At 41.1% G+C, this 14,021-nt stretch carries 11 protein-coding genes and 2 tRNA genes; 5 read left to right on the forward strand and 8 right to left on the reverse strand.

Annotation, left to right across the window (positions count from 1 at the left end):
* Window positions 1-297: 297 nt before the first annotated feature.
* Complete coding sequence (locus RM553_RS04375; RefSeq protein ID WP_311533734.1) at window positions 298-885, forward strand: hypothetical protein; 588 nt, start codon at window positions 298-300, stop codon at window positions 883-885.
* Between the two features lie 28 nt (window positions 886-913).
* Here RM553_RS04375 and RM553_RS04380 read toward each other — a convergent pair whose 3' ends face one another.
* The 3 genes from RM553_RS04380 to gdhA form a co-directional block, all read right to left on the reverse strand.
* A complete protein-coding gene (locus RM553_RS04380) occupies window positions 914-3,316 on the reverse strand; it encodes a TonB-dependent receptor plug domain-containing protein (protein ID WP_311533735.1) in 2,403 nt (800 codons plus the stop codon).
* 94 nt (window positions 3,317-3,410) lie between these two features.
* Window positions 3,411-4,130, reverse strand: a complete 720-nt coding sequence (gene recO, locus RM553_RS04385) for a DNA repair protein RecO (protein WP_311533736.1) — start codon at window positions 4,128-4,130, stop codon at window positions 3,411-3,413.
* An 81-nt stretch (window positions 4,131-4,211) separates the two neighbouring features.
* Window positions 4,212-5,555: an NADP-specific glutamate dehydrogenase gene (gene gdhA / locus RM553_RS04390; protein ID WP_311533737.1), complete on the reverse strand. Its 1,344-nt coding sequence runs from the start codon at window positions 5,553-5,555 to the stop codon at window positions 4,212-4,214.
* A 204-nt stretch (window positions 5,556-5,759) separates the two neighbouring features.
* Here gdhA and RM553_RS04395 point away from each other — a divergent pair, with 204 nt between their 5' ends.
* Window positions 5,760-6,530: a THC0290_0291 family protein gene (locus RM553_RS04395; protein WP_311533738.1), complete on the forward strand. Its 771-nt coding sequence runs from the start codon at window positions 5,760-5,762 to the stop codon at window positions 6,528-6,530.
* Here the strand turns inward: RM553_RS04395 and pncA are convergent.
* The 3 genes from pncA to RM553_RS04410 are packed head-to-tail and all read right to left on the reverse strand — an operon-like array spanning window position 6,527 to window position 9,099.
* Complete coding sequence (gene pncA, locus RM553_RS04400) at window positions 6,527-7,138, reverse strand: bifunctional nicotinamidase/pyrazinamidase (protein ID WP_311533739.1); 612 nt, start codon at window positions 7,136-7,138, stop codon at window positions 6,527-6,529. The two genes, RM553_RS04395 and pncA, sit on opposite strands and share 4 nt — an antisense overlap.
* Window positions 7,135-8,544 carry a nicotinate phosphoribosyltransferase gene (locus tag RM553_RS04405; RefSeq protein WP_311533740.1) on the reverse strand — a complete coding sequence of 470 codons (1,410 nt, stop codon included), beginning with the start codon at window positions 8,542-8,544 and terminating at the stop codon, window positions 7,135-7,137. Before RM553_RS04405 ends, pncA begins: the two co-directional genes overlap by 4 nt.
* A 24-nt stretch (window positions 8,545-8,568) precedes the next feature.
* Window positions 8,569-9,099 carry a macro domain-containing protein gene (locus RM553_RS04410; protein WP_311533741.1) on the reverse strand — a complete coding sequence of 177 codons (531 nt, stop codon included), beginning with the start codon at window positions 9,097-9,099 and terminating at the stop codon, window positions 8,569-8,571.
* Window positions 9,100-9,326: 227 nt separating this feature from the next.
* On the opposite strand from RM553_RS04410, the gene RM553_RS04415 reads away from it, so the two are divergent.
* Window positions 9,327-9,400, forward strand: a tRNA-Asn gene (locus RM553_RS04415).
* Window positions 9,401-9,541: 141 nt separating this feature from the next.
* A tRNA-Asn gene (locus RM553_RS04420) sits at window positions 9,542-9,615 on the forward strand.
* Between the two features lie 82 nt (window positions 9,616-9,697).
* On the opposite strand, the gene RM553_RS04425 is transcribed toward RM553_RS04420, so the two are convergent.
* On the reverse strand, window positions 9,698-10,147 hold the full coding sequence (locus tag RM553_RS04425) for a hypothetical protein (RefSeq protein ID WP_311533742.1): 450 nt from the start codon (window positions 10,145-10,147) through the stop codon (window positions 9,698-9,700).
* 14 nt (window positions 10,148-10,161) lie between these two features.
* Window positions 10,162-11,175: an SDR family NAD(P)-dependent oxidoreductase gene (locus tag RM553_RS04430; RefSeq protein WP_311533743.1), complete on the reverse strand. Its 1,014-nt coding sequence runs from the start codon at window positions 11,173-11,175 to the stop codon at window positions 10,162-10,164.
* A gap of 473 nt (window positions 11,176-11,648) precedes the next feature.
* On the opposite strand from RM553_RS04430, the gene RM553_RS04435 reads away from it, so the two are divergent.
* Window positions 11,649-14,006, forward strand: coding sequence for a glycoside hydrolase family 31 protein (locus RM553_RS04435; protein WP_311533837.1), 2,358 nt, complete (start codon window positions 11,649-11,651; stop codon window positions 14,004-14,006).
* Window positions 14,007-14,021: the final 15 nt, after the last annotated feature.

Raw genomic sequence — 14,021 nt, forward strand, 5'->3', positions numbered from 1 at the left:
GTTGTGCGAAATTAATCATTTTTAATAAAAGAGAAGTCTATGAAAACGGAAAAATAAGCCGTTCGGCAGCTCTTTACATTTCAAAATCTTTCATCTCCACCAGCATCATTTATTCTGACATTTAATTCTTACAAAATAGGAATGCGTAGTGAATGAACACCTTAACCATAATACGAATTTATAAAAGCTAAATATTTGTTGTTTTTGGTGCAGATTATTTTTAATTTGTTAAAGGCCCTACCAATTTACCAGCTCAACCTACCATGTTATGTGATCAACAAATCCAAAATCAGGTAGATGAGCCAAAAATCTCCATTTCTCATAGCGTTAATTGCGCTCCTTTTCTACAGTTGCACCACTGAAGATACTCCGCTGGAGCCTATCTCAATTCTGGAAGATCAATACTTTTTACGCTTCAGGGAAAATAAAATATTAAAGGAATACCGCATCATAGAATTAAAAGAATCCGGCAGCATATATTCAGATGTTGAAGGTGATGCAAACAGGCCGGGAGCATTAGAACTGTGGGGAGCTGATATTCCTGTTCATGCTACTTCAATAAACGCTATTTTAAATGATGATGCTTCTCCGGAAAAATTTCAGCTTAACCTCTATACTTCTGAAGAAATAGAGGTGGAAAAAGAATATACCATAGGCCCAGATACTTACATGGATTTTATCTTTTACAAAGGGAATACGCTCTACGGCGACCATTTAGCCCATGATCCCGAAAAATACAACTGGAAAATCCTTTTCTCCACTATTAATGAAGATGAAATAAGCAGGCTATTCTCCGGAACACTACAGGGAACAAATGGCAAAATTGAAATTACGGAAGGCTGGTTTCATGTTCCCCTGGAGGAAATTTTAGTCGCCAGTGAATAGATAAATCCAAAAGGAAATATTTCAGTTTTTAAAATTTATAATTCAGCGCCAGGATGAAATTCCTTCCAGCCGCTGAAATTCCTGAAGAATACGTCCTGTAAAGCTGATTGATAATATTTTCCAAAGCAGCAGTGGCGTTCCAATGTTTGTTCAGATTATATTGTGCAGCCAGGTTCACGGTATACCAGGCGGGGGAATATGGGTTCCCATCTTCATCTATCGCATAGAGATAAGGCTTATCCTGCTCTGATGGCGCCAAATCTTCAAAATTAAACTGGCCGTTATATTCCCCGTAAAAATCCAGTTTTAATTTACCCTTGTTCCAGAGGAGATGCATATTGCCAAATAGCGGGGCGGCATGACGCAAAGGCAAATACTCCTCCCCTTCCTTTTCCTTTCCCTCCATAATACTTATTTGAGATGTAAGCCTTAAAGCCACAGAAAAATCAATCTGCACTCCTCCTTCAAACCCGTAAACATAGGTGCTGGCGGCATTTTTTATGGCCTGTACCCGGCTTGGCTCTCCCTGGTAGTCAATCACCGTTTCTCCATTAAGAGAAAAATCCCGGCGCACCATAGCATTATCAAGAAAAGAATAAAAACCGGTGAGCTGAAAATTAATATTTCCAGCAGGAGACCACTCCAGCCCCAGTTCCGCATTATATGCATATTCAGAATCCAAATCTGGATTTGGCACCACCACAGCACCAGGCTCAGAATCAAAAATTTTACCAATATCATCAATATTAGGAGCCCGAAAAGCTGTGGAAAGATTTAACCTCCATCTAAAATAATTGTTCTGTTTCCAGTTAATCCCGGCACTTCCGGTTAAAGCGCCGGTGCTGATATTTGCTTCTTCAAACGGAAAATCATAAAACCGGTCATTAAATTCAGCATCAAGAAGAATATGGCTATAGCGCAAGCCTGACTGAAAAACCAAATCTTCGTTTATTTCCCATTGATAACTGCCATAGGCTGCAAGGGATTGCCAGGAAGAACCATCAGGATAACGGGATGCTGTTGGCATATTTTCGCCAGTAGTAATATTGGTGCTTTCTCCTTCAGAATTCACGTTATTCAGAACATATTCCAGTCCGTAGAAAAATTTACTTTCAGCAAAAGCCTTTTCAAAATCTAAGTTAAGAGAATAGGCATCTACGTTTTCTTCAGTAGTAAATAAAATTTCTCCTCCAAAATCGCGATCGTTCCGGCTCTCTGCAAAAAATTGATAAGCGCCTGTAAACTGCGCTTTATCATAAAACTTCCCGCTCCCTTTTTTGTTGATTTTGAAGTCGCCGAGGAACCAGGTTTGCGGACCATAGTACCATTCTGCAGCACGCAGCTGGCCATCCCTTTTTCTATACAACCTGTCGTACCGCGGATAATTTGAAGTTTGGGAAAAGATAAGCCCCAGATTAAAATCCCAGTCGCCACCGGGCATATATTTAATTTTTTCCAGAAGGTTTATCTGGTTGTAACCTGTAGGTTTTTGCAGCCTGGGATCTTCATTTTCTACCTGGACATCTTTCCCGTTACGCCTCAGAGCGTAATCTTCCCGAAGATATTCATCAGGCCCGTGTTTTCCCATTTTTAAATCATCAAAATCTGAATAAGAAATAGATGTTTGGAAAGCCAGTTTCCTGCCCCCAATATTCACATCGGCATGAATTGTTTTTTCAGTATTGGCTGTGGCATAACGGGCATAGGCATTTCCAGAAACCAAGGTTTCTTCTGAAAACGAAAATTCAGGATCCAGTGTATAAAAATTCATTACCCCGCCAATGGCATCACTGCCGTAGACCACAGAGCCGGGGCCAATAAGAATTTCAGCTTTTTCCACAGCAAGCGGATCTATGGAAATTACATTCTGAAGATTTCCGCTCCTGAAGATAGCCGTATTCATACGTACACCATCAACAGTTATCAACAGCCGGTTGGTGGCGAAACCACGAATCATGGGGCTTCCTCCGCCCAACTGACTTTTTTGAACATATACCTGACCGGTGTTTTGGAGCAGATCGGCTGAAGTTTGCGGACTGTAAAGTTTGATCTCTTCCGGGCTAACGCTAATTATTTTCTGCGGAATATTTCTCCTGTTCATCTGAAATTTAGAAACCGAAAGGACCACCTGTTCAAGCTCATTTTGGCCCGATAGCAGAAAAACCACATTATTATTCCGCAAAATTTCAGCTTTGCTTATCCTTTTTTCTTCATGAGAAACATGCTTAAGAATAATAATATCATTCTCTGAGAACTTTGAAATATCTGCAAAACCCTTAAAATTGGTAAAGCTGGTTTTGGTTTTTTCAGCATTATAAATTGCCACGTTCCCCAGCGGCTTTCGGGAATCTTCCCCTAAAACCTGAATTTCCTGGGCATCAACCGAAAAAAGACTTATAAAAAAGGCAAATATGCCGTAGTATCTTTTCATCTGTTTAAATTTTAGGCTTTAAGCTGAATGGTTACAGGTTTTAACCATTCCGCCTATGTTTGCCTATTTTAGGTCCAGCATCATGCTGAATTTATTAATTAAAGATTTCATTTAATACGGCAAGGGACTTTGGCTTCCTGAAACCTTCAATATGCAGCTCGTAATAAAGCAGGAGCATATTTAAAAATGCCGTGCGGCTGTGTTGATTGAGTTTTATGTTTTGAGAAGTATCAAAATCGGCGGAAAGGAACTGCCTTAAAAGAACCACATTCGCTCCTTCCACGCAATACTCATTGGTATTAATATCCTGAAAAACCCCATCCAGCAAGTTAAAAAAAGGCAAATCAGCCTGGGAATCATCTGGCTGAAATCCCAAATAACGTGTAAACTTCAACAGAAATAATAAATGAAAATTAGCAATGGAATCATGAAGGTCCAGCCAGTTAAGACTAAACTTAAGATATTGAAACAAAGCAGGATTGGGTTCTTCTTCCTTAATGGCATTTTTCAGAACTTCAGCCAAAAACATCACCATAGAGCTTTTTAGCACATTAGTATGCAACGACTGGTAGGTATGCAAAACTTTGGCTTCCTTTAAATATTCCAGTGTGCCTTTGTCTTTATGACTGGCGACGACTTCCAGCTGAGTCAAAAGCTGAAAAAGCGATGCCTTAAATTTCCCTTTTTTTGATTTTAATATCCCGCGCAGCATATATGTTTTCACGCCGCTCTCGAGTGTGTAAGCCCTCACAATAAGATCTGCCTCGCCATATTTAAGCGCACTTAATATTATGGCTTCTGTGTTAACAAGCATCAGGAAGAAATTTGGAATTCAAAGATATTAAAAAAGCCGCCCAAAAAGGAGCGGCTTAAATCTGCTTTTATACATGGGTATTTACACAACACCCTGGGCCAGCATGGCATCGGCAACTTTTACGAAACCTGCAATGTTAGCTCCTTTTACATAATCTACATATCCGTCTTCATATGTTCCGTATTCCACACACTTAGAATGGATACTGTTCATGATTTCGTGAAGCTTCTTGTCTACTTCTTCTGAAGTCCAGGAATAACGCAAGGAGTTTTGCGACATCTCCAATCCTGAAGTAGCCACACCACCCGCGTTTGAAGCTTTACCTGGCGAAAATAGGATTTTCGCCTCCTGGAATACTTCTACAGCTTCCGGGGTACAAGGCATATTGGCACCTTCCCCAACACACATACATCCATTCTCAACCAGTTTTTTAGCATCCTCTTCCTGCAGCTCATTTTGGGTAGCGCAGGGAAGTGCAATATCGCATTTTACGCCCCATGGGGTCTCCCCGTCGTAATATTTGGCATCTGGGTATTCTTCTACATATTCGCTGATTCTACCGCGCCGCTCGTTCTTAAGCTTCATGATAAAATCCAGTTTATCTGCGTCAATTCCTTTTTCATCATAAACATAACCTCCGGAATCGGACATGGTAAGCACTTTTGCGCCTAACTGAATGGCTTTTTCAGCCGCAAACTGGGCTACGTTTCCTGATCCGGAAATGATTACTGTTTTACCTTCCAGTTTTTCTCCTCTCCTGGAAAGCATGTTTTGTGTGAAATAGACGTTACCGTAACCAGTGGCTTCAGGACGAATTAAGGAACCGCCATAGGAAATTCCTTTCCCGGTAAGAATTCCGGTAAATTCGTTTCGCAATCTTTTATACTGGCCAAAAAGATAACCAATCTCGCGGCTACCCACCCCAATATCACCGGCAGGAACATCGGTATCTGCTCCAATATGTTTAGCCAGCTCTGTCATAAAGCTCTGGCAAAAGCGCATTACCTCATTGTCTGATTTTCCTTTTGGATCGAAATCTGATCCTCCTTTACCTCCGCCCATTGGCAAAGTGGTAAGGGAGTTTTTAAACACCTGCTCAAAAGCGAGGAATTTCAGGATACTAAGGTTTACCGATGGGTGAAATCTCAAACCTCCTTTGTACGGCCCAATTGCAGAATTCATCTGAATCCTGAACCCTCGGTTTACCTGAATGTTTCCTTCGTCATCAAGCCAGGAAACCCTGAACATTACTACACGCTCTGGCTCTACCATACGTTCAAGAAGCTTGACATTCTGATATTTTTTATTTTTTTCTATAAAGGGAATTATAGTTTCTGCAACCTCATGAACAGCCTGCATAAATTCCGGCTCGTTCTGATTTCTTTTTGATACCTTATCTAAGAACTCTTTTACATTTTGTTCCATACAATGTGGTGCTAATAAAGTTTATTAAAAAATATTGCTTTTCTGCGGTGCAAATATAGAAGTTCTGTAAAAGATAGCCGATGATTTTTATTTTTTGATATAATATTAACAGCGCCTTTTTGAAGGCTTTGGAGCCTTCATCTTCAAATTCACTATTGTTAAAGTTCTTTTTATATATTTGCTACTGTCTCATAACCAGTCTCAATGCCCCGAACTGCTTACTTCTTATTATTTTTTACTTTTTTTTTGGGTAAAAGTTGTTACGCGCAATTCGGACTTTCTCATGAAATTGGAGCACTCGCAGGACCGGCTTCTTTTTATACCGATTATGGAGAGCGATGGAATCTGAATACGAATGTTAACAATTCGGGACTAGGCGTAGGGCTAATTCACTATATCAATTTTGCCTTTGATGCTGAATGTAGCTGTTACACCCGCAACCGCTTCTTTAATAATCACTTCAGGATACGTAATGAGATTGACTATTTTAGATCTAACCTGGAACACAGGGGGCCGGTCGCATCTAAAAATACAGTGGGAGGCCAGCTTTTAAGGGCCATGCATGGCTCCACCGAGACCTTTGAGATAGGGAGTTCTCTGGAATATCATTTTTTAAATATCAAGGACTTTACTAATTATGGCTATATTTTTTCCCCGTTTCTAAGTCTGGGGGTTCATTATGTGTATTTTAGTCCTTTCGCTTACTCAGATCTTGGCTCTTTAGATGACCCTTCGAATGTTTTCCCCACATTTGTTGACGGCATAAATCTGGAATCTGGGAGTACTTTTGCGGTCGTGGGAAGCATGGGTGCACGCTATAAGATTGGGCGAAGCGGAGATGTTATGATTGAAAGCCGGTGGAACTATTACAACAGTGATTGGTTGGACGGGTTAAATATCGATGCTCCCCAGAACAAAGCTAAAGACTGGGTTTTCTGGCTGAATATTGGTTATGTATACTATCTGAATTTTTAAAACGCTATCGTTTCAGAATCCACTATTTTTCCTCCATTCTCGATAATTTCTTGCTTAGCTTCTTCAAATTCAGCGTTATCGAGCGCCCTTGTGGCATCTTCAATTAATGTCGCTGAAAATCCCTCTTTTAGAGCATCTTTAACCGAAAAGAAAACACAAAATTCAGCCGCGAGTCCGCAGAAATAAATTTCCTTAACACCTTTTTCCTTTAGATATCCTGACAGACCGGTAGATTTTAAATGCGCATTGTCATAAAAACCACTGTAACTATCAATTCCTGGGTTTGTCCCTTTTCTGAATATTGCTTCTATTTTTGAAGTTTTCAGGTTTTTGTGAAAAGCAGCGCCTTCAGAATTTTGCACACAATGCTCCGGCCACAAAATTTGTTCTATTCCGTCCAGATCTATTTTTTCAAATTCCTTTTTTCCGGGATGGCTTTTTGCAAAACTGGCATGTTCTTTTGGGTGCCAGTCCTGTGTGGCTATAACGAGGTCAAATTTTTCCTGAAGCCTGTTAATTATAGGCACTATTTTATCGCCCTCCGGAACAGCCAAAGCTCCACCCGGCATAAAATCGTTCTGAACATCTATAATAAGTAGTGCCTTCATGTTTTGCTTTTATATTCCTTAATCAATTTATCCCGTTCCTCTTTTAAGCGGGCGCTCAAGCCCACCTTGTAAATATGTGGATTATTGAAACGCTTATATTCAATAGGCAATTCTGCAACCCGTGAAAGGCTGTACTCCGCAATTTCCTTCAGCGTACGCTTATTCAACAGGCTTTTTCCATTATCCATCACCTTCTCCAGTAGCGGCTCCTGCTCATACTCTTCAATATTAAGTGATTTATAAGGCTCAAAAGGATGATACATTTCTTCTATACGCGTTTCTTCCGCAAGACCAATAACATCGGCACCAATGCACTTCCCTTCTTTATTTTTTATCCTGAAAACCTGTTTTTTATGCGGAAGGGTAACCTTGGAAAGGCTCTCTGAAATCTTTATCCTGGGTTTCCCTGCGGAATAAACCAATTTATAAACCCCGTCCAGTGCGGCATCAGGATTACCCGTAACAAGATTTGTCCCTACTCCGAAAATATCTATAGGCGCCTGCTGCTCCAGAAGGCTTTTTATTACAAATTCATCAAGTTGATTGGAAGCTGCGATCTTTACATATTCAAGGCCCGCAGCATCAAGAAGTTTGCGGCTTTCTTTTGCGAAATATGCCAGGTCTCCGCTATCCAGCCGTACTGCTAAAAGTTTCTGCCCTCTCTCCTCCATTTCTTTTGCCACTGTTACAGCATTGGGAATACCACTTTTTAAAGTGTTATAGGTATCCACGAGAAGCACACAGTTTTCCGGCCGCCCTTCAGCAAAATCCCTGAAGGCTTCAAGTTCATCATCGTAACTCTGTACAAAAGAATGCGCCATTGTCCCTGAAACAGGAATATCCATCTCCCTGCCTGCAATTACATTGCTGGTACCGTCAAAGCCACCTGTAACTGCTGCACGGGTGGCATAATAGCCGCCCGGGCCCTGAGACCTTCTTAATCCAAAATCCAGCAACATTTTATCTCCCGCCACCAGCCTGGTCCTGCTGGCTTTTGTTGCGATAAGGGTTTGAAAATTGAGAAGATTTAGCAGAATGGTTTCAATAAGCTGTGCTTCAATAATACTGGCTTCTATCTGCAAAACCGGCCTGGTTGGAAAAACAACATCTCCTTCTTTTACTGAAATTATATTACCTGTAAACCTGAAATTTTTAAGGTAGTTAAGAAAGTTTTCCCTGAAGCCCTTTGTTCTTAAATATTCAATTTCTGACTTATCAAACCTGAAGTTTTCAATGATTTCAAGCAGGTCTTCCAATCCTGAGAAGACGGCATACCCCCCGTTGAAGGGAATTTTTCTGAAAAAATATTCAAATACAGCCTTTTGATCTTTATGGCCTTTTTCAAAATAAACCTGTGCCATGGCCAGCTGATACTGGTCTGTATAAGTAGCGGTAAAATTGAACATAATAAATTTGCCTTGGATTTGAACTTAATAAAGTTCTTCAAGCTTTCTCTGGTAAATTTCCAGGTCTGCCTGCGTGAACAGGACAAATTTAATCTTTTCTAGGTGCTTTAACTTTGAAACTTCCCCTAAAATTGTTTTTACGGCAACTTCAGTGGCTTCTTCCATAGGGTAGCCAAAAACTCCCGTTGAAATTGCGGGAAAAGCAATGGATTTAATTTTATTCTCTTCAGCAAGCTTAAGAGCATTCTTATAACAATTGGCGAGTAGGTCTTCGTAATTTTTTTTTCTTTCATACATCGGGCCAAGGCAATGGATCACATACTTATTCGGTAATTTATATGCCCTGGTAATAACAGCTTCTCCAGGACGTATGGGCGCAAAATCCTGGCACTCTTTATAAAGCTCTGGGCCAGCTGCATGATGGATAGCTCCTGCCACACCTCCCCCGGTTGTTAATTCGGCATTAGCAGCATTTACAATGGCTTCCACATCGGGTTGCTGTGTTATTCCGCCTTTTACAGCTTCTATACTTACATTGGTGTGAGTACTTTCCATGTTGAAATTTTTTATGAATCTAATATTTTTTTGCCTGATAAAAAATGAAAATCTTAATTTTGACAGGAAAAATATAAGACATTGACTTTTAAGAAGGTATAACAGGTTCTTCTTTTAAATTTTGCCCTCTTTTGGCAGAGAAGTAAAATCAGGAATATTTATTCAGAATTTTTAGTATGAATTTAAAAATTACTTTATATTTGCATCCGCAAAATTGATTGCAAAATTCCTCCTTAGCTCAGTTGGTTAGAGCATCTGACTGTTAATCAGAGGGTCCTTGGTTCGAGCCCAAGAGGAGGAGCAATAAGTTTAAGGCAAAATCCATTGGGCGAGAAGCCTGTCCCGAGCGAGTGAAACGGAGTCGAGGGAAGCCCAAGAGGAGGAGCAAAAATAAAAAGGGTATTAGTGACCTTTTAAAATGACACTAAAGACATACTGAAATTCCTCCTTAGCTCAGTTGGTTAGAGCATTTGACTGTTAATCAAAGGGTCCTTGGTTCGAGCCCAAGAGGGGGAGCAAAATGAAGCCTGACAGAGATGTTGGGCTTTTTTATTTTTGCTCGGATGCAACTATAGTGAAATAGGTAGTTGAAAAGCTGTTAGTGCAAATTATTTTTTTCCAGCAACCGGTAACAAAGCCCTGAAGAGATTCCAAAGATGATATGGGCAATAAATAGTTGCTCCAGGTGCTTCCTTAGATGAGTGTGAGGAGGATCAGGATGAAGTTGGAGCGCGGTAAACCATGCTGCCATACCTATAATTCCGCTTGGTACGCCAAGTAAAAATCCACTTGCCAGGCCCGGCTTCAGAGAAGAATTTTTCCAAATTTGATCATACACCATATTAAAAGACACTCCTATGCTGTAATGTATAAGCCATCCTGCAGGGATGGAGGCTTTTGCAGAGATCTTTTCCGGGGCAATTCGGTGGACGAGCTTACTCAGCATTACCGGTTCCTCAAACTGTTCCTGGTGTCTTTTTGCCTGCCTATAGCTATAAATGGTCATAAAGCTGGTGCCGGCTATGCTGCACAAAAGTATTTTCAGCATAATCTATGATTTTTTTAAAGTTGATTGTTTTTTTCCTCGGCTTCTTCTGTCTTTTCAGTGAGCGCAGATTGCGTAAGAGCAGATTCACTTTCATACCCTTTATAAACCTTTGCTCCAGTTTCTTTTGGATCAGGCAGGAGTTTATTGGCGAGGCCAAAGATACTTCCATTTAATCCTGGAGCTAAACCTTCAATAGCTACGGCGAGTTTGGCCGGTAAACCTACATTCAGCACTTTTCTGCCGTACTGCATTGCATTGATGATTTTGGCAGCTGCTTTTTCGGCACTCATCGATAATCCGGGAATGGAATCGGAAATTTTAAACCACGCGTATTCTTTATGATGTTGAGCTTTAACATCAATATTTCTTGGGCTTCCCGTTTGCATTAAACCAGGGTAAACTGAAGTAACCAGTATATTATAACGGGAAAGTTCTGCAGTAATGCCTTCTGAAAATCCCGCCAGGGCAAATTTACTAACCGTGTATGGCAACAAATGCGGGAAACTAACTTTGCCATTAATAGAGGCAATATTTACAATACGGCCTGCCCTTTTTGCCTTCATGGCGGGCAAAACTTCCTGAACCAGGTTAAAAGGACCCCAAAAATGTACTTTAAGAGCCTGCTGATAATCCTTTTCCCTCATATTTTCCATTGGCCCTACCTGAATAATGCCGGCATTGTTGATGAGGATTTCCACCTCTCCCCATTTTTGGCGAATAGAGGCAATGAGATCATGTACCTCCTTCTTATGGGTTATGTCACACTTTATACTAAGGAAATCCGGAGTTAATTGAGACAATTGTTTGGAGGCCTCTTTCAATTCATCATCATCCCGTCCACAAATAGCCACCCGTGCTCCTTTACTTGCGAGCTGCCGGGCCATAACCAAACCCAAACCCCGGGTTGCCCCTGTTACCAATACCACCCTGCCCTGCAGTTCAAGATGTTGTTTTTGCCTACGTAGCAAGCCTGCAGTAATTAAACCACCCACTGCTGCCCCTCCTAAAATATAGCGACTAAGTTTCATGTTCGACCTATTATATTGAAATTACAATAACACCAGCCAACATGGTTTTTGTAGTATTCCGGCTGCTATACTGCTTGACAATTTTTTCCACCATCTCATCATCCTTCTTTGGAATAATACCCTAGATTAAATATAGAGCAAATAAACTATTGAAGCAATTTTTATTTTTTAGATATCACCCCTCCAAAATTTAATTCAAGGCGAAAATAGTATTATAAATTGCCAAAAAAGATTTATTACATGCTGCCTCCTCTTCTTATATTTGAATAAAATTGGAAGTTCATAAATAAAACCACATAAATATAATAATCTAGTAAAAAGGAAGGGGTTATCCTCTTAAATTCACATCTTTCAGCTCTGTTTTAATTGCAGAGGATTAAACAAGGCCAGCACAACAGCTTAATTAATTTTATAATATGAAGAGATATTTCTTTTTCAGAGATAAGTATATTGCCGGTATTACGAGTATCATAATGGGAATGTCGGCATTTACGAACCTAAATGCCCAGGATCAGAACGCTGATATCCTGAATGCCCCGCCAGATATGAGTGAGGATTTTGAAGATTATTCCAATACTTTTTATTTTGCAGATGAGCTTACGGAATTTGATCCTGCCACTGGAAAAGGAACTATAAAATACCTGCGCAATAATTACGAAACTAACCAGGCCTTCAATAACATGCTGATGCGGCCGGTGCCCGTGGAAGCCAATGAGTTCCCAACTACCGAATACGAAGCTTCGCCGGAACTGCCTTTTAAAATCCAGTTTGTTTCAGACAGGACTGTCCGCATAAAAATGGCTTCCGGGCCGCAGTTTCATGGCCAGGAAGAATCATTAATGCTTGTTGATGGCACGGCACCCAGCCACCCTGAAGCATGGGAATCTTCAAAAATTGATGGCGGCTATAAATTTACCAGCGCCCATGGTTCTGTAGAAATTCAGACCAAGCCATGGCATGTGAAGATCTTTGATGAAAACGGGAAATTATTGACCAGCACTTTACATAGTTCTGATGTTTCCAATACCTACACTCCTGTTTTGCCCTTTTCGTACGTGCGCAGAAACAGCGATTACTCCAGAAGTATGGCACCCGTTTTCACTCTCGAGCCGGGAGAAAAAATCTTTGGTTGCGGGGAGTCTTTTACGCAGTTCAACAAAAGAGGCCAAAAAGTGATACTCTGGACAGATGATGCCAACGGCGTGCAGAATGAAACCATGTATAAACCCATTCCGTTCTATATGAGCAGCCGCGGGTACGGTGTTTTTATGCATACCTCCTCTCCTATTAGTGTCGATTTCGGGAAATACTTTAGCGGTGCCAACAAATTGATGCTGGGTGATGATGTTGCCGATCTTTTCATTTTCATCGGAGAGCCAAAAGATATCTTAGATGAATATACCAACCTCACAGGAAAAGCCGCCATGCCGCCACTTTGGTCTTTCGGGTTCTGGATGAGCCGAATCACTTATTTTTCTGAAAAAGAAGGCCGTGAAGTAGCCAACAATCTTAGAAAATATAAAATCCCAAGTGATGTGATCCATTTTGATACCGGCTGGTTTGATGTGGATTGGAGAAATAATTATGAATTTGCCGCAGATCGTTTTGATGATCCCGAAGATATGCTTTCAGATATGAAAGACCAGGGATTTCATGTAAGCCTGTGGCAACTGCCATATTTTACTCCTAAAAACACCCTTTTTGATGAAATTGTTGAAAACGGCCTCGCGGTAAAAGACCGGAAAGGCAATATCCCTTACGAAGATGCCGTGCTGGATTTTTCAAATCCCGAGACCGTTACCTGGTACCAGAACAAACTGAAAAATCTCTTTGACCTTGGGGTAAGTGTTTTTAAAGTAGATTTTGGGGAAGCTGCCCCTGCCAACGGAATTTACCATTCCGGCCGCACCGGATTTTATGAACATAATCTTTACCCGCTACGGTATAACAAAGCGGTTGCCGAAATTACCGAACAGGAAAAGGGTTACACCCTTATCTGGGCCAGGAGCACCTGGGCCGGCAGTCAGCGTTATCCGCTGCACTGGGGTGGCGACGCAGCGACCACTAACTCTGCCATGGCAGCCACTTTAAGAGGAGGATTGTCTTTAGGAATAAGCGGCTTTAGCTTCTGGAGCCACGATGTAGGAGGTTTTGTAACCAAAGCACCAGAAGATCTTTATCGCAGGTGGACACCCTTCGGTATGCTTTCTTCCCATGTGAGAAGCCACGGCGCACCGCCAACAGAGCCATGGGAATACAGTGACAGCTTCCTGAAAGACTTCAGGAATGCCGATAATATGCGTTATCAGCTCATGCCTTACATCTATGCCCAGGCAAAAGAAAGTTCAGAAAAAGGCCTGCCCATGATGCGCGCCCTTTTTGTTGAATTTCCTAATGATGCCGGTTCCTGGCTGATTGATGATGAATATTTATTAGGTTCAAGCATTTTAGTAGCGCCACTTTTTGAAGAGGTAACCAAAAGAGATGTTTACCTTCCGGAAGGCCAGTGGATAGATTACCAGACAGGCAAAGTTTACGAAAGCGGCTGGCATACCATTGAATCCGGAGAAATTCCAATTATCGCCCTTGTTAAAAATGGTACTGTTATTCCGCATATAAAACTGGCGCAATCCACCCAGGATATGGACTGGAGTAAGCTCGATCTAAAAGTTTATGCCGCGGAAGGCACAAATTCTGTCAGCGGGCAAGTTTTTCTTCCGGAAGGTGAGGCTTTACAAACCGTTAAACTCAGCAGAAAAGGAAACAATTTTGAGTTGAATCAAAATCCGCTAAGCGGAAAAACAAGTTTTAAAATAGAATTACAGAAATAATACTAGAATTATCAA

This window comes from Autumnicola tepida, from assembly GCF_031846485.1.
Taxonomy (GTDB): Bacteria; Bacteroidota; Bacteroidia; order Flavobacteriales; family Flavobacteriaceae; genus Autumnicola; species Autumnicola tepida.

Bases quoted from the DNA above. Each gene is read 5' to 3' on its own strand.
- RM553_RS04405 (WP_311533740.1), bottom strand. From the start codon at position 8,544: ATGTTCAATTTTACCGCTACTTATACAGACCAGTATCAGCTGGCCATG.
- gdhA (WP_311533737.1), bottom strand. From the start codon at position 5,555: ATGGAACAAAATGTAAAAGAGTTCTTAGATAAGGTATCAAAAAGAAAT.
- RM553_RS04380 (WP_311533735.1), bottom strand. From the start codon at position 3,316: ATGAAAAGATACTACGGCATATTTGCCTTTTTTATAAGTCTTTTTTCG.
- RM553_RS04410 (WP_311533741.1), bottom strand. From the start codon at position 9,099: ATGGAAAGTACTCACACCAATGTAAGTATAGAAGCTGTAAAAGGCGGA.
- RM553_RS04375 (WP_311533734.1), top strand. From the start codon at position 298: ATGAGCCAAAAATCTCCATTTCTCATAGCGTTAATTGCGCTCCTTTTC.
- pncA (WP_311533739.1), bottom strand. From the start codon at position 7,138: ATGAAGGCACTACTTATTATAGATGTTCAGAACGATTTTATGCCGGGT.
- RM553_RS04425 (WP_311533742.1), bottom strand. From the start codon at position 10,147: ATGCTGAAAATACTTTTGTGCAGCATAGCCGGCACCAGCTTTATGACC.
- RM553_RS04435 (WP_311533837.1), top strand. From the start codon at position 11,649: ATGGGAATGTCGGCATTTACGAACCTAAATGCCCAGGATCAGAACGCT.
- RM553_RS04430 (WP_311533743.1), bottom strand. From the start codon at position 11,175: ATGAAACTTAGTCGCTATATTTTAGGAGGGGCAGCAGTGGGTGGTTTA.
- recO (WP_311533736.1), bottom strand. From the start codon at position 4,130: ATGCTTGTTAACACAGAAGCCATAATATTAAGTGCGCTTAAATATGGC.
- RM553_RS04395 (WP_311533738.1), top strand. From the start codon at position 5,760: ATGCCCCGAACTGCTTACTTCTTATTATTTTTTACTTTTTTTTTGGGT.